The organism is Citromicrobium bathyomarinum (genome assembly GCF_038594605.1).
Lineage (GTDB): Bacteria > Pseudomonadota > Alphaproteobacteria > Sphingomonadales > Sphingomonadaceae > Alteriqipengyuania > Alteriqipengyuania bathyomarina_B.
Map to the genome: position 1 here is coordinate 1,244,000 of NZ_JBCFZM010000001.1, position 18,928 is coordinate 1,262,927.

Here is an 18,928-nt window from a genome sequence, read left to right on the forward strand (position 1 = left end):
GCGCGCGATGACCGACATGAACTTCGCTTCGCTGTCACCTGCGCTGCTCGCGCGCAAGGGCGGTGCCAAGCCCGCCATGCGCCGCCAGTCGCCGATGGTGACGAACGCGGTGACAGGCGCACACCCCTCTCAGCCCGGCATGAGCGAGGCTGCGCTGGAAGATCTCGGCTGGAACGATCTGGGCGAGCCGGACCGGTCGCCAGCGAAAACCGCGCAATCCGAACCGCAGCACACCGCCCACGCCGCCCCTGCCCAGCATGCGAACGATGTTGGCGACGAGGCGGATGACACCTGCGCAAAGGACGATTTCGCGCCGCTCGCCAGCCATGCGCAGAGCACCGCAACCGAGCGAGACGAGGTTGCCGAGAACGTCACGCCGATCCGCAAGCCTGCGCCGCGCCTGCCGCGCTCGCAAACCACGCGCCCGAGCGCCCCGAAAGGCGCGCCGCACACTGCCTCCAGCGGCAAGCGCACCGCCTTTACCCTGCGGCTCGACGCCGAACGTCACCTCAAACTGCGCCTCGCCTGCACCCTTGCAGGTCGCAGTGCGCAAGCCCTCGTCACCGAAGCGGTGGACGCCATGTTCGCCACGACACCCGAACTCGACGCGCTGGTCGCGCGCGTGCAATCGCGACCCCAACAGGAAGGATGATCCGATGATCCGCCCCAACCTCAACAAGGCCCTGCTGGCCGCCACCGCTACCGCTGCGCTCGCCCTGACGGGCTGTTCCGCCGGAAGCGCCGGCGGACGCACCGCTTCTGCGTCCAACGCGGCAGCCGCGCGCGCCGACGGCAAGGTCGACAAGGCGATTTCGCTGGCCGAACAGGCGGTGCTCGCCGCGCCGCGGGACCCGGCTGCCAAGGCCGAACTGGGATCGTCCTATCTCGCCGCCGGGCGCTTCGCTTCGGCGCAGCAGGCCTACGACGATGCTCTGGTGCTGGGCGACGTATCTCCGCGCACCGCACTGGGCTTCACGCTCGCGTCGATCGCGCTCGGAGAACAGGCAGTGGCGCTCGAGACGCTGGGCGAGTGGCGCGATGCCATGTCGCCAGCCGACCTCGGCCTCGCTTATGCGCTGGCTGGCAACCCGGAAATGGGTGCGCAGGTGCTCACCAATGCGCTGCGCGGCGGGGAGAACACGCCGACGATGCGCCAGAACCTTGCCTACGCCTACGCGCTGGGTGGCCAATGGGCGGCAGCGCGGATCATTGCCGCCGAAGATGTGGAGCCAGCCGAGCTGGACAAGCGCATCTCGCAGTGGGCCAGTGTCGCACGTCCGGCAGACTATACCGCGCGGGTCGCCGCACTGCTCGGCGTCCAACCGCAAGCCGATACCGGGATGCCCACGCAGCTCGCGCTCGACACCGGGCCGACTGCCGATCAGCTGCTTGCGAAGGCCAGCGCTGCGACCACCGAAACCGCCGCCGCCGCTCAGGCGCCGGTGCCTTCGGGCGAATTGCCGCCGGTCGATCTGCTCGCCGCGAACACTGTGACGCGCGAGCTCAAGCCGCTCGACACGCCGGTCGGCGCGCGGACTTCCGCACCGACTCCTCCGGCGTCCAGTTTCGCGTCCGCCTTCGTCGCCAACAACGGCACCGTCGCCTCGCGCGTCGTGAGCGATCCGGTGGTGCAGGCCACGCCGAAACGGGCCGCACCGCGCCCGCAGACCGCCGCAGTCGCGGTGCAGACGCCCAAGCCGGCAGCCAGGCCGGGCCGCGCAACGCGCAGCGCGAGCACCGACCTTGCCGATGGCTCTTACCTCGCCCAGCTCGGCAGCTATGCCAGCGAAGCCGATGCCAAGCGCGGCTGGGCCATCTTCGCCAAGCGCTACCCGCAAATCTCGGATCGCGAGCAGGTCATCACCCGCGCCAAGGTGCGTGGCAAGATCTACTACCGCCTCTCGGCCGGCAATCTCGCCGCGGCGAGCGCCAAATCGCTATGCCAAACGGTCCAGGCGAAGGGTCATGGTTGCATCGCCTGGGAAGAGAGCAAGCCGCTGCCCGGCACGCTCGATTCCGGACGCCGCGTCGCCAGCCGCTGAAACCAAGCCTTGAGGCGGGGCGTCAGTCGACTTTGACGCCGCCCTTCCAGAGGCCGAGCACGCGGCCCTGCATGGGCTGGCCGTCGAATGGCGTGTTGTCGGCGGTCGCGGCCATCTTGCGCCGGTCGACCACCCACGGCTTTTCTGGATCGACGAGGGCAATATCGCCCTCGAAGCCCTCGCGGATCTCGCCGGCATCGACGCCGAGCAGCCGCGCGGGCGCGCCCGCCAGCAGATCGAACGCACGCGGCAGATCGATCACCCCGTCCCTGACCAGCGTCAGAGTGCAGGACAGGAGCGTTTCTGCCCCCGCCATGCCCGGCTCTGCATCGGTGAACGGCAGGCGTTTGTCCTCCGGCCCGCGCGGATCGTGACCGCTGGCGATCACGTCGATCGTCCCGTCGCCGATCGCCGCGACCACCGCATGGCGGTCATCCTCGCTGCGCAGTGGTAGGGAGAGCCTGCCGAAGGTGCGGAAGTCGCCGATCGCGAGGTCGGACAGCATGAAATGCGCGGGCGTCACGCCTGCCGTCACCGGCACGCCGCGCGCCTTCGCAGCGCGCACCAGTTCGAGCGCGCCTTGCGTGGTCAACTGCCGGAAATGAATACGCGCGCCCGCAATCTCGGCCAGCGCGATATCGCGTGCGACCGCCAGCGCTTCGGCCTGCGCCGGGGCGCTGGGCAGCCCGAGCCGGGTCGCCATCTCGCCTGCGGTTGCGACCGCCTCGCTACCCGCCAGCCCGCCATCCTCGGCATGGGCGACGACCACCTGATCGAGCATCGCGGCATATTGCAGCACGCGCAGCATCACGCCGCTGTCGGCGATCCACCGGCGCCCCGTCGCGATGCCCCGCGCGCCCGCCTCGCGCATCAGCGCGACCTCGCCCAGCTGCTCGCCCTCCAGCCCCCGCGTGGCGGCGGCCAGGGGATGAACCCATAGATCGGGCTTGCCGCTCTTGGCGATGTAATTGACCCGGCTCGGCAGATCGAGCGGGGGGTTCTGGTCGGGCATCAGCGCAGCGCGCGAAATGCCGCCGAAATGGAAGGCGGGCTTGTCGATCGCGAAGACGCCCAGATCGACGAGCCCTGGCACGATGAGCTTGCCCTTGGCGTCGATCACCTCGTCGCCATCCTGCCTGGCCTCGTCTCCAACGCCCACGATCATGCCCTCGGCGAGGCGGACCGCACCGTCGCGCACGCCATCGGGCGTCACGACCTTGCCATTGGCGATCGCGATGGGCTGCACCTGCTTCATCGCCATTGCCCCTGGCCCAGCGGAGCCTCCCAGCCGGGCAGCATGCGCGCGCGCCGCGTCAATACGTCGAGGCACGCCATGCGCACCGCCACGCCCATTTCAACCTGCCGCGTGATGATCGACCGGTCGAGCATATCGGCGACATCGCTGTCGATCTCCACCCCCCGATTCATCGGCCCGGGATGCATCACCAGCGCATCGGGCGCGGCGCGGCGCAAACGCTCCTGCGTCAGCCCGTAGAGGTGATGATATTCGCGCATCGAGGGGATGAACTGCCCGCTCATCCGCTCGGCCTGAAGGCGCAGCATCATGACCACGTCGCTGCCTTCGAGCGCGGCGTCGAAATCGACGAACGGCCGCGCGCCCATCATCTCGATCCCGGCGGGCATCAGCGCCGGCGGCGCGCACACGCGCACGCTTGCACCCATCGCCTGGAGGCATAGGATATTGGACCGCGCGACCCGGCTATGCGCGATGTCGCCGCAGATCGTTACCACGAGGCCGGTGAAATCCTCCGCGCCCTCGCCCCGCTCGTCCAGCGCATGGCGCAGCGCGAGTGTATCGAGCAACGCCTGGGTCGGATGCTCATGGCTGCCATCGCCGGCGTTTAGCACGGGGCAATCGACCTTGCCGTCGATCAGGTCGACCGCACCGCTGGAGCCATGGCGGATCACGATCGCATCGGCCCGCATCGCGTTCAGCGTGATCGCGGTGTCGAGCAGCGTCTCGCCCTTCTTCACGCTCGACTGCGCGGCGTGCATGTTGACCACGTCCGCACCCAGCCGCTTGCCCGCGATCTCGAAGCTGAGCAGCGTGCGCGTGGAATTCTCGAAGAACGCGTTGATGATCGTCATCCCCGCCAGCAGGTCGCAATGCTTGTCCGGCTGACGGTTGAATTCGACCCACTGCTCCGCCTCGGCCAGCAGATAGAGGATCTCGTGCCGCTCTAGCTGGGCGATACCGGTCAGGCTGGGATGGGGAAAGGCATTGCCCCCGGCGGGGAATCGGCCAGAGCCGGAAGAGGAACCTGCAGAAGCCATCAAAGCCATGCCACTAGTCGAGCCGTATGGGCCGCTCAAGCACATTCGGCTGGCGCGATTCGTTAACGGCCCTTAGGTATGGCGCGCTAAAAGCGACGGGAATTACGAATATGGCCTTTGCGAAGAATGTCTGGAAACTGCTGGTCGCCGTCAAGGATGGCCTGTCGCTGGTGTTCCTGCTGCTGTTCTTTGCCCTGCTCTTCGCGATCCTCACCGCGCGGCCCAACGCCGCGGCAGTGAAGGAAGGCGCGCTGATGATGAAGCTCGACGGGTTCATCGTCGAGGAGAAGACGCCGATCGATCCGTTCTCCGCACTCCTTTCGGGCCAGGCACCGACCGGCGAGCACGATGTGCAGGAAGTCGTCCACGCGCTCGAAACCGCCGCTGGCGACGATCGGATCAAGGCTGTCGTCCTCGACCTGCGCGAATTCGTTGGCGCGGGCGCGGTTCACCTGCGCGAAGTGGGTGCCGCGCTGGATACCGTGCGCGCAGCGGACAAGCCCGTGCTGGCCTACGGTATCGGCTATGCCGACGACAGCATTCGCCTCGCCTCGCATGCGAGCGAAGTCTGGCTCGATCCGCTGGGCGGTGCGCTGATCGCGGGGACGGGCGGCAACCGCCTCTATTACGGCGAACTGCTCGACAGGCTCGGCGTCAATGCGCGCGTCTACAAGGTCGGCACCTACAAGTCCGCGGTGGAGCCCTATCTCGGCAATTCGATGTCCGCGCCCGCGCGCGAAAACGCCCAGGCGCTGTATGGCGAGCTGTGGAGCGAATGGCAGGCACGCGTGAAGAAGGCCCGGCCCAAGATCGACATCGACCGGGTGGCCAATACCCCGGCGGCGTGGGTCACCTCTGCCGACGGTGACATCGCCGAAGCCGCGCTCGACGCCGGCATTGTCGACAAGCTCGGCAGCTGGACCCAATTTGGCGAGCACGTCGCCGAAATCGTGGGAAAGGATCGTGGGGACAAGGCACCCGGTGCCTTCGCGCAGACCGATTTCACGACCTGGCTGGCCGACAATCCGTTCGACGATAGCGGCGACGCGATCGGCGTCGTGACCATCGCGGGCGAAATCGTGGACGGCGATGCTGGCCCCGGCACCGCCGGCGGCGACCGGATTGCCCAGCTGCTCGACGATGCGCTGGACGATGGCCTGAAGGGCCTCGTCGTGCGGGTCGATTCCCCCGGCGGATCGGTGCTTGCCTCCGAGGCCATTCGCGAAGCGATCCTGCGCCACAAGGCGATGGATATCCCGGTCGCAGTGAGCATGGCGAACGTCGCCGCCAGCGGCGGCTACTGGGTTTCGACTCCCGCCGACCGTATCTTTGCCGAGCCCGAGACGATCACCGGCTCGATCGGCATCTTCGCCGTGCTGCCCACTTTCGAACGGCTGGCCGACGACTGGGGCGTCAGCGCCGACGGCGTGACGACCACTCCGCTGTCGGGTCAGCCCGATTTCATCGCCGGGTTCAATCCCGAGACCGAGCAGATCCTGCAGGCCTCGATCGAGAACGGCTATGATCGCTTCCTGCGGATCGTCGCCGAATCGCGCGGCAAGAGCATCGCGCAGATCGACGCGATCGGCCAGGGCCGCGTCTGGGATGGCGGCACCGCGCGCCAGAACGGTCTCGTCGACCAGTTCGGCGATCTCGACGATGCGCTGGAATGGGTCGCCGCACAGGCCGAGCTTGAAGAGGGGGGCTGGCACGCCGCCTTCCTCGGCGGCGATGCGGACGAATTCGACACTCTGCTGGCCCGAATGATCGGCGGCAACAACGCGCGGGCGTCAACCAGCGGCGATATCTTCGCGATCACTGCTCAGCGCGAAGCCCAGACACCGGCCCGGGTCGCACGCGATCTCGAACGGCTGATCGCCACTCCCGGCATGCGTGCCTATTGCCTCGGCTGTCCCGAACAGCCCGCAGCGGTGCGCAACACCGGCGCGCTTGGCCAAGGCGGTTGGCAGGGCAACTGGTTCACCGCGCTGGCGCGCACCTTCGCCCAGTAGCGACATGGCCCGGCGCGGCGCATGAAAGCGCTTGCGCTACGGGGCGAGGATTGGCAAAGGCGCCCCTCGGCGTTTCCCGAGAGACGCGCCGGGCGCGTAGCTCAGTGGTAGAGCACACCCTTCACACGGGTGGGGTCGCAAGTTCAATCCTTGCCGCGCCCACCATCTTTTCAAAGACTTGGAAGAGATGGGCCGCGATCCTGCTGGTATTCGGTTTCATCGGTGACGGGGATTGGCCCAATGACCCGTTAGGGTGTTTCTCTCCGCGCCGCTCCTCACCTATCTGATGGCTTTCGTGGGGGTGACGAAACTGCCGACCGTGCCTTTCTTCAAACGGGGCGACTACAGCTACGGCATCTACCTCTATGGCTTCCCGGTGCAGCAGACGATGGTGCATTTTTTCGGCATCGAGAGCATCCTCGCGCTGTTCGTGGTGTCGATGCCGGTCATCGTTTTGTTCGCGGTCATGTCGTGGCACCTTGTCGAGAAGCCGACGCTGGCGTTGCGCAAGAATTTCTCGATGGCGGCAAGGATGGAACGGGCAAGGCAGCGAGGAGAAGCGTAGCGCTTAAGGAGCCTGTGACTCGGCAGCCGGTCCGTTGGCAGAAAGCGAGGGGTTGTTGTCCTTACAGACAGCAAGGCTTCGCTGTAGAGCAACGGCATGAACAGCAAACAGACCATATGCGCCCCAAAAGTTGCACCCATAGATGTAGCGATGGTGGCTTACCCCGATGCCCATATTCTGGACGTCGCAGGCCCAATCGAGGTGCTCAGCGGCGTCGAGCTTTTCGCTCCCGAAAGTGATGCCCGCTATCGCACCAAGCTTCTTGCTGGCGATACCGGGCCTGTCAGGACGACGAGCGGACTTACACTTCAGCCCGATCTTTCCTTTCAGGATGCGCGCCACAGCGATCTACCGATAGATACGCTGATCATATCAGGCGGCCACGGCACCAGCGCGGCGCTGAAGGACGATGATCTTCTGGCGTTCGTCGTGTGGGCCGCGCAAAAGGCGCGGCGCGTCGTATCGATCTGCACCGGGGCGATGATCCTTGCGGAGACTGGATTGCTGGATGGCCGCAGGGCCACCACCCATTGGTGGTGGGCTCCGATCCTCGCCCGGCGATATCCTTCGGTCACGGTCGAACCCGACTCGATCTTCGTGAATGACGGCCGCATCTGGACCTCTGCGGGGGTGACATCCGGCATGGATCTGACCCTGGCTCTGGTCGAGGCCGACTTCGGGCACGATGTGGCTCTTCAGGTCGCGCGCTATAACGTCATGTATATGATGCGCCCTGGCGGGCAGTCGCAGTTCAGCGCCAACTTGATTGCGCAGAACAGCGACGATCCCATCATCTCTCGCGTGCTCGCCCATGTGCAGGCCAACCCTGGTGCCGATCTTGGTGTTCCCGCGCTGGCGGAGATCGCCTTGATGTCGGACCGATCCTTTGCGCGCAAGTTCAAGGATGCGATCGGCATGACGCCCGCGAGTTACGTCGAATTGGCAAGACTGCAGGCGGCGCGCATCCAGCTGGAGCGAACGGACGCGCTGATCGACCAGATCGCCCTCGATACCGGTTTTGGAAATCCGGAGCGGATGCGGCGCGTCTTCCAGCGACATCTCGGCATAGCGGCCAGCGACTATCGCGATCGGTTCCGCCCGCACGGCTCGATTGCGCAGATCGACAGCTCATGATCGCCCCACTTTAGCCTGACACGGCGGCGCACCGGCACATTCGCCGCAGCCCGCCCGCGGCCAACACCCATTACGAAATTCGCATTCCCTTGCGCGAGCCCTGCTCTGCGCAGCGAAGACTCACGACCAATCTGAACGACGAAAAGGAGAATACCTATGAGAACTATTGCAACCGATACATCGCGCACCGTGCTGAGCCTGGTCGGAGCCTTGGCCATGACCGGGCTGCTGTTTGCCGACCCCCTCTCTGCGCAGGACCGGCAGGACCCATTCGAGGGGGTTAGCATCGGGGCCCAAGCGGGCTGGGAAAAACGCGATATCGACGAGCAGATCCCGGTCGCGCCGGCGGACATTCGCCTCACCGACGATACCGATGCAGCGATTTTCGGAGGATTCGTCGGCTACGATCGTCAGTTCGACACCATGGTCGTCGGGATCGAGGCGGGCGTCGCGGTAAATGGCGGCACGCTGCAAACCGATGTCGCCGGAGCAGGAACGATCGAAGTCGATTCCCGCTGGGCTGCCGACCTTAGTCTGAGGGCAGGCTTTACCCCTGTCGAGAACGTCCTGCTCTATGGCCGGGGTGGCTATGCGCTGAACCGCAACCGCACCCGCGCATTCGAGGCGGGTCAGTCGCAGCCGGTCGCAAGCGGCTCCGCCACGGACGATGGATGGCTCTACGGGGGCGGCGTGGAGATCGCCTTGCCTCGTGGCCTGTCGATCCGCGCGGAATACCGGCGCACCGAATTCGATGGCTCACTGGCATCCGATCAGGTGCTTGGCGGCGTCGCATTGCGCTTCTGACGGCGATTGGCAGAGGATCACGCCGCTTCGCGCGGCCTCGGTGATCCTCTGCCATCGCTTCCTGCAAGTTTATTTAGACAAGCGAGAGAAACCATGGCCAATTTTCGAGTGCTTGCCGCCCTGTGCCTTGTCGCAACCGCCGGTTGCGCCACCACGGAGCAGCGCGCAGCGTCCTACCGTCATCTGTCCTGCGAGCAGCTGGTTGTGGCGCTCGATTACGAGCGGCGGGCGGAACGGGAATCCCGCCGGGAAGGTGTGCTATTGGGGGTCGCCAGTGTCCTGGACGGTTCCGACGATAGCGATCTCGTGGAGCTGGATTCCGACATCAGCTTTCTCGATGCAGACAACAGCCAGGCTCGCGCAGAAGCCATCATCTATGAGATGGAGCGGCGCTGCGGGTATCTTCGGGATGATGGGATGAAACGATGACGGACAGCAAGCAGACAGTGCTTATCGCAGGAGCCACAGGCTATCTGGGCACGCATCTGGTGACGGCATGCCACGCGGCGGGCTTCAGAGTGGTGGCCCTTGCCCGGCAACCCGAAAAACTGATCGCGCTCAACCATGCGATAGACGAGATCGTCTTCGCCGAAGCGACCGATCCGGCGACGTTTTCCGGCCAGATGCGCGGTGTCGATCTGATAATTTCGGCGCTTGGCATAACCAGGCAAAAAGACGGACTCACCTACGAGGAAGTCGACTACCAGGCCAATCGCAACCTGCTCGACGAAGCACTGGCAGCCGGTGTGCCGCAGTTTGCCTACATCCACGTGCTCAACGCCGAAAAAATGCCGAACGTTGCGATGGCGCGGGCCAAATCGCGGTTTACGAAGGAATTGGCGCAAGCGGACATCCAATCGACAATCATATGCCCGAGCGGGTTCTACTCCGACCTCGTCGAAATTCTCGACATGGCGAAATCCGGCCGCGTGTATCTTTTCGGTGATGGCGAAGCCCGGATGAGCCCCATCGACGGAGCCGATCTGGCGGAGGCCGCGCTTTCGGCCATCGAGAGCGGCCAGCCCCGCATCGAAATCGGCGGCCCCCAATCGTTCACTCAGAATGAAATCGCCGAACTCGCGTTCGAGGCCGTGGAGCGACCCGTTCGCATCACGCGCATCCCGCTTGCCCTCGCCGATGGCGCGATCAAGCTGGCCAAACTGTTCGGAGCCGAGGCCAAGGTCAGTGCTGTCGAATTCTTCGTCGCCGCGTCGAAGCTGGACATGACCGCCCCGCCCTACGGCACGATCAGCCTGCCCCGCTTTTTCACGCAAACGCATGCGGGCCGCGCCGTCGGCCCTGACCGGTAAGCCTCGACAGCCTGGGCGAGACATTCCGGTTCCTGGGCATCGAGGATTGAACGTGATCCGACGAGAAGGGAAGTAACGTGGCTATGAGCATCGCAAGATCCGGGTTCGCAGCGATCGTCCTTGCATTCGTATCCTTTGCCGCCCCGGCACAGGCGCAAAGCGACGAAACGCTTCTCCTGCACAACGTGCGTATCCTTCATCTGGACCGCGAAGAAGCGAGCGTGGACAAGGCCATGTCCATCCTCATCGAGGACGGGCGGATCGCAAGCGTCACGCCCATCGAGAAAACCAGTGAAGCCGGAGTTGCGACAGTCATCGACGGGCACGGGCGTTTCGTCATGGCGGGGCTCACCGACATGCACGTGCATATCTGGGACCGGTCCTCGCTCGGGGCTTACCTTGCCTCAGGCGTGACGACCGTGCGCAATGCAAGCGGCATGCCTTTCCACCTGCGCCTGGCGGATCGGATCGAACGCGGTGAGATCGTCGGCCCCCGCCTGATCACGACCGGACCCATCCTGAACAGTCCCGGCCCCAACGCCCAGATCAACCACGAAATGGTGACCACTGCCGAGGAAGCGCGGCAGGCTGTCCGGCGCCAATACGAAGCCGGTTTTCGCAGGCTGAAGGTCTATTCCAATCTCACCAGCGAAGCATACGAGGCAATTCTCCACGAGGCAGGCCGCCTGGGAATGACCATCATGGGGCACACGCCCGAAGGTGTCCGGCAGCCCGGAATGCCAGACGATATCCCCTTCGAGATCGAGTTCGCTCACATACTCGAAGGCGGAATTGTGACGATCGAGCATGTCGAATCGATCGTCTGGCATGGATTGCGGGATCGCCATGACGCGGATGCCGGACGAGAACTGGCGCGGCAGATTGCTGCAGCGCAGGTTGCCGTCGATCCAACGCTGCTGGCCTTCTACAACCTGCTGCGCGTGGCAGAAACGCAAGGCGGATATCTGCAGCGCGAGGGGACCGAACTGCTCAATCCGATCCTCGTTGCTCAAAGCGAGGCAGAATATGAAAGATGGTCTGGCGAAAACATACCGAGGAACCGGGCCGCATTCGACTTCTACAAACGCATGACGCGGATCTTGTCCGATGAGGGCGTGCTACTTGTGGCCGGGAGCGACGCGGGCATTTTTACCAATGTGCCCGGTATTTCACTGATAGAAGAGCTGGAACTGCTGGAACAGGCTGGATTGGGCCGCAATCAGGTTCTGCGTGCGGCGACGATCAATGCGGCGAAGGCTCTCGACGAACAAGACACGGCCGGAAGAGTGGCCGAAGGTTACCGCGCAGACCTGATCCTGCTTGAGAGCGATCCTTCGGCCGATCTCGGTGCGCTAAGGTCAATCTCCGCCGTCGTCGCAGGCGGCAGATACCTCGACAGAGCCGCGCTGGATCGGCTTCTCGAAGATGCCGCAATACATGACCTGCGGAGGACGCAGCGCAATCTGGTCGAGGCTTTGGAGGCACAGGGCGTGGATGCCGGCATCCTCCAGCCTTGATCGCGCTCATTATAGCGCGGGGATATCCGGTGCGGGTTTATCCGACAGCGTAAGCGAGGATTAGTCGACTATCCCAATCGCCCGCGACTGAAGCTGCTGGGGACCGTCGACCTGGTCGGTATCGAAGTGACTCCCGAGCTCGTGGCTCGTCCACCCGATCCGTAAAACCAGGCAGTGCCAGAAACTCCTCAGGACCGTGCCGGTCGCCTCACACCGCCTTCAATCCCTCCTCGAGCTGCGCGATCAGATCCTCGGCATCCTCGACGCCGCACGAATAGCGCAGCAGCGTTTCCGAGATACCGAGCTCAGCGCGTTGTTCGGCGGTGCATTCGACATGGCTGGTCACCGAGGGCGGGCCGATCAGCGTGTTGACCGAGCCGAGGCTGGCGGCGCGATGGACGTATCTCAGACCGCCGACGAAGCGCTTGAGCGCGTCGAAATCGCCATCCACCGAGAAGCTGAGCATCCCGCCGAAGCCCGACATCTGGCGCTTGGCCACATCATGCTTATCGTGGGTTTCGAGGCCCGGATAAAACACGCTCGCCACTTTGGGATGCTGGTTCAGGAAACGCGCAACCGCGAGGCCGGTCTGGTTCTGCTTCTTCACCCGTAGGTCGAGCGTCTTCATCCCGCGCAGCAGCAGGTAGGCGGAGAAGGCCGAGAGAACCGCACCGCAGATCTCGCGGTGTTCGTACACCGTCTGGACCAGATCCTTGCGCCCGATCAGGACGCCGCCCATCGCGTCGTCATGCCCGCCGAGATACTTGGTCGCCGAATGCACCACCAGGTCGGCGCCGAACTCCAGCGGGCGCTGGTTGATCGGGGTGGCGAAGGTGTTGTCGACCACGGTGATCGCGCCTTGCGCCTTGGCCGCAGCGATCGCGCGGTCGAGATCGATGATTTTCAGCGTCGGGTTGGTCGGCGTTTCGAGATAGACGAGCTTGCAGCCCTTCGCGATTGCCGCGTCGATCGCGTCGGCGTCACTGGTTTCGACCAGATCGACCTCGATCTGCATGCGCGGCAGCGTATCCATGAACAGGCGGCTGGTACCGCCGTAGCTGTCCTTGATCGACACCACCCGGTCGCCCGGCGACAGCAGGGAGAGGAGCGTGTTGGAAATCGCGGCCATTCCGCTGGCGAAGGCGATGGCTTTCTCGCCACCTTCGAGGATGCGGCATTTCTCCTCGAACACGCCCACGGTCGGGTTGGTGTTGCGCGAGTAGATATAGCCTTCGGCCTGGCCCAGCGCGACGGCGGCCCATTCGTCCATGTCTTCATAGGCGAAGGGTGCGCTCTGCACGATCGGCACCTGCGCGGCGCCGAAGGCGAGGGGCTTTTCCTCGCCACCCCAGACCGCGATGGTCGCAGGCTTCTGGCTGGTGATGGACATGCGGTCTGCCCCGGCTGCGGAGGAGTTTGCGGGGGTGTAGTCGGCCATTGATCAGTCCTCGTTCGTCAGCGTTTCGTCGGCGTAGATCGCCTCTTCAGCCGGGTGGTCGCTGCTCGCCGCGCCCCGGTACATTCCTTCGGTATTCATGGCGAAGGCAATCCGCCCCATCGCGTCCATCGCGATCAGCCCGCCGTCGCCGCCCAGCGCGCCGATCGACGCGATGGTGTCGTCGGCTGCCTGCGCGATGCTCTGTCCGTTCCACGCGATCCGGTCGCATACCTGGCGTCCGGCGTTCTCGCGGATGAAGTATTCGCCCGTCCCGGTGCCCGAAACCGCGCACTTGCCGTTTGCGGCATAGGTGCCCGCGCCGATGATCGGGGAATCGCCGATCCGGCCCCAACGCTTGCCGGTCAGGCCGCCGGTAGAGGTTGCAGCCGCAAGGTTCCCGTCCCTGTCGAGCGCCACCGCCCCGACCGTGCCGAAGCGATGCGTGGGATCGAGCGCGAGCGCGGAAAGATTGTCCTTGCGCCATTCCTCGATCTGCCGCCAGCGATGCTCGGTGCGGAACCAGGCCGGGTCGACCTGTTCCACGCCCTGTTCGCGCGCGAACTGGTCTGCGCCTTCGCCCGACAGGAGGACGTGGCGCGAATTGGACATGACCGCGCGGGCCAGTGTAACCGGGTGCTTGGTGCTGCTGACCCCTGCCACGGCGCCTGCATTAAGCGTTTTGCCGTCCATGATCGATGCATCGAGCTGGTTGCGTCCCTCGGCATCGAAGACCGCGCCGCGCCCCGCGTTGAACAGCGGATCGTCTTCCAGGATACGCAGCGTCGCTTCGACCGCATCGAGGCTGGAGCCGCCGTTTTCGAGCACTTCGGAGCCTGCTGCCAGCGCCGCCTGCAGGCTGGCGCGATAGGCCGCTTCCATCTCCGGCGTGATATCGCCGCGCTCGATCACGCCCGAACCGCCGTGGATCGCGAGCGACCACTCGCGCCGCTCCGGCGGCATGGGAACATCGCGCAGCTGCCCCGCCTCGACCCGGGCAGTGCCGGCGAAGGCCGGATTGGCAACGCTCATCCTGGCAAGGTCGACGCGGCTTTGCGGGCCGATCCCGGTCAGCTCGACCGACGCCCAGTCGAGCGCGCCATCGTCTTGGAATTCCGGCACGCCAAGCGGACGGACCAGCCAGGCATGCCCGCCGCTGGTGGTGTAAAGCCGCGCGCTGCCGTCCGCTTCGACCGCGAGTGCGGTATCCTCGTCGATCCCGAGGCCGATTGCATCTGCGTTACCCGCGGCCCGCGCCTGCGCCACGAAGGCGACGAGCCGGCCGAGCCGCTCGCGCTCGCTGAAATGCGTGTCGGTGATGACATTCGCGAGGAATGGCGTGGCGAGGAAATCGCTGACCAGCGTCACCTTTGCGCCCTTGGGGTCGGCCAGCGCCTCGGGCGAGTCCACCGCCGCTGGCGCCATTGCGCCGTATCCGGTGCCGCCAAGGATCGCGAGACCGGCGCTGGTGCCGCCGAGCGGGCGCCCGGCCGCGACGTGCGCATTCAGCGCCTCGGCGACAGGCGTGCCTTTCCAGAACCGGACGTATTTCGACTGGTCGCCGCCAGCGATGAAGATACCATCGGCATTGGCAAGGATGTCCGCCACGCGCGGGTCGAAGGCCGCCTCACGGTTTGAAAACACGAGCGTCTGCACCGAAGCCAGCCCGCCAATGTGCTTCATCAGCCACTCGCCGTCGCTGCCGTCCTGCGAGGCGCGCAGGATCACCAGATGGCCGCCCCCCGTCTTGCCCGCAAACCAGCGCCAGGCCGGCTCGCTCCATTCCGACCCGCCGATCAGCAGCAGCCCCAGCGACGGCGCACGCGGCGCGGGCGCGTCGATATCGCCTGTCTCATAATAGGCATAGCCCTCGGCCGCCTGCGCATGGGCGATACCCGGCAGCAGCGATAACGCGGCGAGCATGGCGGCGAGAAGTGGCTTGGGAAACATGAACTCGACCCTCCAATAGCGGTCGTCCGGCTTACGGGGGAACTGGCGCATGGCGAAATCCTCGCCTCGCAATCGCCACCCCCGCTGACGATTCGACCGATTACAATTTCGCAGATAGGATGGACCATATCCGGACGTTTGATAGCCGAATGCGACGAATTTTGTCGCACGGATACCTTAGGAGACCATGATGCGGAAAATCGATGCGGCGGATGCCCGCCTGCTGGAGGCTGTTCAGGCCGACACCCACCTGACTGCGGACCAGCTGGGCGCAGCATGCGGTCTTTCGCCCACCGCTGCGCTAAAGCGGCTCAAGCGATTGCGCGCGGACGGGATCATCGAGCGCGAGGCGGCACTCGTCTCTCCCCGCTCGCTCGGCTACAACATCATGGCGCTCGTGATGGTGACCCTCGACCGCGAGGATCGCGGAGTGATCGACCGGTTCAAGCAGGATATCCGCAACACGCCGCAGGTGACCAACGGCTATTACATCACCGGCGATGCCGACTTCATCCTGACGGTCGTGGCGCGCGACATGGACGAGTATGACGAGTTCACCCGCGACTTCTTCTACGACCGCCACCCGATCAAGACCTTCAAGACCTGTGTGATCATGAACGCGGTAAAGACTCACGGCCCGCTCCCGGTCCATCCGGAACTGTGATTTGCATTTTTTGGTGCCGAAACGACAGATTTTGTCGCCCAAAAGGCCGAATTCGCCCGAAGCGCCATCATCGGCGCGATATAGTTTGCGAACAAGCAACTCCGCATCGCGAATGCCCCACGAGGGCGTTCGACCGCAGGAGAGGCCGCTCCACCTTGTGGTGGGGGACGGGAGGGACGCCGGTTCGGGCGAAGCATCATGGTCACGGGCGCCCCGCGCCCGACAGGGGGATATTTCTATGCGCCGTTTCTCAACCGCCATTGCGCTGGCCGGCACCAGCCTGCTGGCTACCGCCGCCGCCGCGCAGGACGCCCCGCCAGCCAGCCAGGTCGGCGCGGACGACGAAACGCTCGTCGAGGCCGAAGATGCCGCCCCGCCTGAAGGCCAGGCGATCGTGGTGGTCGGTTCGCGAATTCCGCGGATCGAACAAGAGGGCCCCGCCCCGGTGGTGACGATCACCGCGGAAGATATTCAGGAGCAAGGCTATGCCGACGTTCCCGAAATTCTCGCGTCGCTCCCCCAGAACAATGGCGATACGCAGTCGACGCAGGACTATGGCGCGAACACCTTTACCCCCGGTGCGCAGCAGGTCGATTTGCGCGGCCTCGGCCCCAACCACACGCTGGTGCTGGTCAACGGGCGCCGGATCGCAAACTTCCCGATGCCCTATGGCGGCAACAGCAACGTCGCCGACATTTCGAGCATCCCTGCCGGTTTCATCGATTCCGTCGAAGTCCTGAGCGGCGCGGCTTCCGCCATTTACGGGTCCGACGCGATTTCGGGCGTGGTCAATTTCAAGCTCAGCGAAGAGGCGACCCAGACGCGTCTCGATGCGCGGGTCGGGCTGACGGGCCGTGGTGGGGGAGAATCTTACAAGATCTCGGGTTCGACGGGCTTCGAGAGCGACCGGTTCTACACCCTGATCGGGGCGCAATACAGCCATCAGGAACAACTCTTCGGGTTCGAGCGCGACATCCAGGACTCGGGCCTCGACAGCCCGACCTCGAACCTCGCCTATCGCAATTTCCTGCGGACCGATTCCGACGGTTATTACATCGATCCGGGCCAGGCGACGTGCGACTCGCTCTCCTCCCTCAATCAGGGCTCGACCTATTACGCCAGCCGCGAGGGCTACGGCTTCGAATATCCGAGCTATGCCACCACGCCGGGGTACTTCTGCGGCAGTCAGGAAGCCTGGGGCTACGGCGCGATTACATCGGGCTGGGACCAGTTCAACCTTTACAGCTCGTCGGGTTACGAGCTCAGCGACAGGGTCGACCTCTTCCTCGACGCGCAGTTCGGCTATGTCGAACGGCAGGTGCTGAACGGCTTCAAGACCTGGTATTATCAGGCACCCGACGGGGATGAATCGGGCCTGTTCTACAATCCCGACAACATCGACGTTACCAATTCGTATTGGGACGACGGGCTCGATTACTGGCAGCGGATTTTCACGCCGGAGGAAACCGGCGGGTTCGAAAACTCGATGATCAAGGCGCGCTCGTACACGTTCAACATCACGCCGGGCATCAAGGGGACCTTCGAACCCGGCATCGGCGGGGAATGGAACTACGAAGCCTATTACAATCACGCCGAGTATCGCTCGCGCATCTCGTGGCCCGAGATCGTGATCGACGCCGCCAACGACTTTTTCCTCGGCCAGCCGGTGGACGATCCGGGCAATACCAGCGGCTATCAGCGCTTCGACGCCGATCCCACGCGGCTGTTCACTGCGCTGACCCCAGAGGAATATGCCAGCATCTCGGCCGACACGGTCTATAATCCCAAAACCTGGGTCAACAATCTGCAGGCGACCGTCAGCACGGGTGAGCTGTTCCAGCTGCCTGCCGGTCCGGTCGGCTTCGCCGCGGTCGCCGAAATCGGCAATTCGGGTTACGAGATCAATCCGGACCCAAGGGCGCTCGAACAATACTACGTCGGCATCCAGGACTCCGACGGCGAAGGCACACGCGATCACTGGGGCGCGGGCGCGGAGGTTCGCGTTCCGCTGTTCGAGTTCTTCCAGCTGACCGGTGCCGGACGGTACGACCGCTACAAATATGCGGACAATGATTTCGGCGAGTTCACCTACAATCTGGGCGCCGAACTGCGCCCGACCGATACGCTGCTGCTGCGCGGTGCGATCGGCACCGGCTTCCGCGCGCCGGACCTGCACTACGTCTATCGTGGTCAGGGGACGGTCAATTCCTCGGGCGCGGACTACTACACCTGCCGCACCAATGATCCTTCGGCCAGCCCGACCGACTGTACCTACTCCGACTGGTCGCGCTTCGTCGGGCGCCGCGGGGGCAACCCCGATCTGCTGCCCGAAACCGCCGAATCCATCACCGCCGGGATCGTCTGGGCACCCAGCTCGCGCTGGCAGTTCTCGGCCGACTATTTCCGGGTCGAGCTGAACGACGAAGTGCTCAACCTGAGCACCGACCTTCTCCTGCGCGACGAGGCGGCCTGCCGACTGGGGACCACTTTCGACGGCTCAGCGGTCGATGTGAACTCCCCTACCTGTCAGGATGCACTGGCGCGGGTGACGCGCTACGACAGCGGTCCGTTGGCGGGCGATATTCGCCTGATCGATGTTCTGCCGGTGAACACCGCGCAGCAGATCACCGACGGGCTCGACTTCGCGGCGGACGGTTCGTTCTCGATCGACGATGTCTGGGATCTCTCGCTCGGCGGATCGTTCACCTACGTGCTGAACCACACGCTGCTGCAATATCCGGGCGATCCGGTGATCGACAAGTTCGACGTCTCGCAGGGCTACGGCGTGGCGAAGGAAAAGGGCAAGGCCTGGGCCACGCTGAGCACCGACAAGTTCAAGGTGTCGCTGACCGGGCTCTACACGGGCGAATTGACCAACTGGAACTGGGATGGCCGCATTCCCGGCACCGTCTGGTACAATCTTTCGACCCAGTACTGGGCGACCGACAACATCCGGCTCAACTTCTGGATCAACAACCTGCTCGACAGCAATCCGCCGAATGACCCGACCCACGCCAGCTACCCCTATTACAACACCGCCTGGTACGACAGCGTTGGCCGCGAGTTCTATTTCTCGGCAAGCTTGTGGTTCTGATGAACGGCCAGGAAACGAGCGGCGGAGACGCGCTCTGACGGCTAGCGCAATTGACCCCTCGCGTCCCAGGCGAGAGAAGCGGGGCTCCCCATGCTGAAGGAGCCCC

General features: G+C 64.7%; 15 protein-coding genes and 1 tRNA gene. 12 read left to right on the forward strand and 4 right to left on the reverse strand.

Annotated features, from left to right (window positions below):
* The first annotated feature begins 7 nt into the window (after window positions 1–7).
* Both AAG612_RS06085 and AAG612_RS06090 read left to right on the forward strand, forming a co-directional pair.
* Window positions 8–652, forward strand: a complete 645-nt coding sequence (locus AAG612_RS06085; RefSeq protein WP_342508249.1) for a hypothetical protein — start codon at window positions 8–10, stop codon at window positions 650–652.
* Window positions 653–656: 4 nt separating this feature from the next.
* Complete coding sequence (locus AAG612_RS06090; protein ID WP_342508251.1) at window positions 657–2,042, forward strand: SPOR domain-containing protein; 1,386 nt, start codon at window positions 657–659, stop codon at window positions 2,040–2,042.
* A gap of 22 nt (window positions 2,043–2,064) precedes the next feature.
* Here the strand turns inward: AAG612_RS06090 and AAG612_RS06095 are convergent, their stop codons facing one another.
* Both AAG612_RS06095 and AAG612_RS06100 read right to left on the reverse strand, forming a co-directional pair.
* The gene (locus tag AAG612_RS06095) at window positions 2,065–3,297 is read right to left on the reverse strand and encodes a dihydroorotase (protein WP_342508254.1); all 1,233 of its coding nucleotides are present in this window, start codon (window positions 3,295–3,297) and stop codon (window positions 2,065–2,067) included.
* Window positions 3,294–4,337 (reverse strand): aspartate carbamoyltransferase catalytic subunit, encoded by a 1,044-nt coding sequence (locus AAG612_RS06100; protein ID WP_342508256.1) that lies wholly within the window; start codon window positions 4,335–4,337, stop codon window positions 3,294–3,296. Before AAG612_RS06100 ends, AAG612_RS06095 begins: the two co-directional genes overlap by 4 nt.
* 110 nt (window positions 4,338–4,447) lie before the next feature.
* On the opposite strand from AAG612_RS06100, the gene sppA reads away from it, so the two are divergent.
* The 8 genes from sppA to AAG612_RS06140 all read left to right on the forward strand — a co-directional run bounded on the left by sppA (window position 4,448) and on the right by AAG612_RS06140 (window position 11,679).
* The gene (gene sppA / locus AAG612_RS06105) at window positions 4,448–6,349 is read left to right on the forward strand and encodes a signal peptide peptidase SppA (protein WP_342508257.1); all 1,902 of its coding nucleotides are present in this window, start codon (window positions 4,448–4,450) and stop codon (window positions 6,347–6,349) included.
* A gap of 90 nt (window positions 6,350–6,439) precedes the next feature.
* A tRNA-Val gene (locus AAG612_RS06110) sits at window positions 6,440–6,514 on the forward strand.
* Between the two features lie 88 nt (window positions 6,515–6,602).
* Window positions 6,603–6,914 carry a hypothetical protein gene (locus tag AAG612_RS06115; protein WP_342508260.1) on the forward strand — a complete coding sequence of 104 codons (312 nt, stop codon included), beginning with the start codon at window positions 6,603–6,605 and terminating at the stop codon, window positions 6,912–6,914.
* A 96-nt stretch (window positions 6,915–7,010) separates the two neighbouring features.
* Complete coding sequence (locus AAG612_RS06120; protein WP_342508262.1) at window positions 7,011–8,048, forward strand: GlxA family transcriptional regulator; 1,038 nt, start codon at window positions 7,011–7,013, stop codon at window positions 8,046–8,048.
* A gap of 156 nt (window positions 8,049–8,204) precedes the next feature.
* Window positions 8,205–8,852, forward strand: a complete 648-nt coding sequence (locus AAG612_RS06125) for an outer membrane protein (protein ID WP_342508264.1) — start codon at window positions 8,205–8,207, stop codon at window positions 8,850–8,852.
* 93 nt (window positions 8,853–8,945) lie between these two features.
* The gene (locus AAG612_RS06130) at window positions 8,946–9,281 is read left to right on the forward strand and encodes a hypothetical protein (protein ID WP_342508266.1); all 336 of its coding nucleotides are present in this window, start codon (window positions 8,946–8,948) and stop codon (window positions 9,279–9,281) included.
* A complete protein-coding gene (locus tag AAG612_RS06135) occupies window positions 9,278–10,162 on the forward strand; it encodes an SDR family oxidoreductase (protein WP_342508268.1) in 885 nt (294 codons plus the stop codon). The genes AAG612_RS06130 and AAG612_RS06135 overlap by 4 nt, the downstream gene beginning before the upstream one ends.
* 83 nt (window positions 10,163–10,245) lie before the next feature.
* Entirely contained in the window at window positions 10,246–11,679 is a 1,434-nt protein-coding gene (locus AAG612_RS06140) for an amidohydrolase family protein (protein WP_342508270.1), read from the forward strand.
* A 208-nt stretch (window positions 11,680–11,887) separates the two neighbouring features.
* Here the strand turns inward: AAG612_RS06140 and AAG612_RS06145 are convergent, their stop codons facing one another.
* Both AAG612_RS06145 and AAG612_RS06150 read right to left on the reverse strand, forming a co-directional pair.
* Entirely contained in the window at window positions 11,888–13,117 is a 1,230-nt protein-coding gene (locus AAG612_RS06145; RefSeq protein ID WP_342508272.1) for a cystathionine gamma-synthase family protein, read from the reverse strand.
* Window positions 13,118–13,120: 3 nt separating this feature from the next.
* A complete protein-coding gene (locus tag AAG612_RS06150; RefSeq protein WP_342508276.1) occupies window positions 13,121–15,115 on the reverse strand; it encodes an isoaspartyl peptidase/L-asparaginase in 1,995 nt (664 codons plus the stop codon).
* 139 nt (window positions 15,116–15,254) lie between these two features.
* On the opposite strand from AAG612_RS06150, the gene AAG612_RS06155 reads away from it, so the two are divergent.
* Both AAG612_RS06155 and AAG612_RS06160 read left to right on the forward strand, forming a co-directional pair.
* On the forward strand, window positions 15,255–15,728 hold the full coding sequence (locus AAG612_RS06155) for an Lrp/AsnC family transcriptional regulator (RefSeq protein ID WP_342508278.1): 474 nt from the start codon (window positions 15,255–15,257) through the stop codon (window positions 15,726–15,728).
* A gap of 238 nt (window positions 15,729–15,966) precedes the next feature.
* On the forward strand, window positions 15,967–18,822 hold the full coding sequence (locus AAG612_RS06160) for a TonB-dependent receptor domain-containing protein (protein ID WP_342508281.1): 2,856 nt from the start codon (window positions 15,967–15,969) through the stop codon (window positions 18,820–18,822).
* Window positions 18,823–18,928: the final 106 nt, after the last annotated feature.

What these genes read in the sequence shown, in the direction of transcription:
- AAG612_RS06160 (WP_342508281.1), top strand. Translation starts at nt 15,967, where the DNA reads ATGCGCCGTTTCTCAACCGCCATTGCGCTGGCCGGCACCAGCCTGCTG.
- sppA (WP_342508257.1), top strand. Translation starts at nt 4,448, where the DNA reads ATGGCCTTTGCGAAGAATGTCTGGAAACTGCTGGTCGCCGTCAAGGAT.
- AAG612_RS06130 (WP_342508266.1), top strand. Translation starts at nt 8,946, where the DNA reads ATGGCCAATTTTCGAGTGCTTGCCGCCCTGTGCCTTGTCGCAACCGCC.
- AAG612_RS06140 (WP_342508270.1), top strand. Translation starts at nt 10,246, where the DNA reads ATGAGCATCGCAAGATCCGGGTTCGCAGCGATCGTCCTTGCATTCGTA.
- AAG612_RS06155 (WP_342508278.1), top strand. Translation starts at nt 15,255, where the DNA reads ATGCGGAAAATCGATGCGGCGGATGCCCGCCTGCTGGAGGCTGTTCAG.
- AAG612_RS06120 (WP_342508262.1), top strand. Translation starts at nt 7,011, where the DNA reads ATGAACAGCAAACAGACCATATGCGCCCCAAAAGTTGCACCCATAGAT.
- AAG612_RS06100 (WP_342508256.1), bottom strand. Translation starts at nt 4,337, where the DNA reads ATGGCTTCTGCAGGTTCCTCTTCCGGCTCTGGCCGATTCCCCGCCGGG.
- AAG612_RS06145 (WP_342508272.1), bottom strand. Translation starts at nt 13,117, where the DNA reads ATGGCCGACTACACCCCCGCAAACTCCTCCGCAGCCGGGGCAGACCGC.
- AAG612_RS06135 (WP_342508268.1), top strand. Translation starts at nt 9,278, where the DNA reads ATGACGGACAGCAAGCAGACAGTGCTTATCGCAGGAGCCACAGGCTAT.
- AAG612_RS06095 (WP_342508254.1), bottom strand. Translation starts at nt 3,297, where the DNA reads ATGAAGCAGGTGCAGCCCATCGCGATCGCCAATGGCAAGGTCGTGACG.
- AAG612_RS06150 (WP_342508276.1), bottom strand. Translation starts at nt 15,115, where the DNA reads ATGCGCCAGTTCCCCCGTAAGCCGGACGACCGCTATTGGAGGGTCGAG.
- AAG612_RS06125 (WP_342508264.1), top strand. Translation starts at nt 8,205, where the DNA reads ATGAGAACTATTGCAACCGATACATCGCGCACCGTGCTGAGCCTGGTC.
- AAG612_RS06085 (WP_342508249.1), top strand. Translation starts at nt 8, where the DNA reads ATGACCGACATGAACTTCGCTTCGCTGTCACCTGCGCTGCTCGCGCGC.
- AAG612_RS06090 (WP_342508251.1), top strand. Translation starts at nt 657, where the DNA reads ATGATCCGCCCCAACCTCAACAAGGCCCTGCTGGCCGCCACCGCTACC.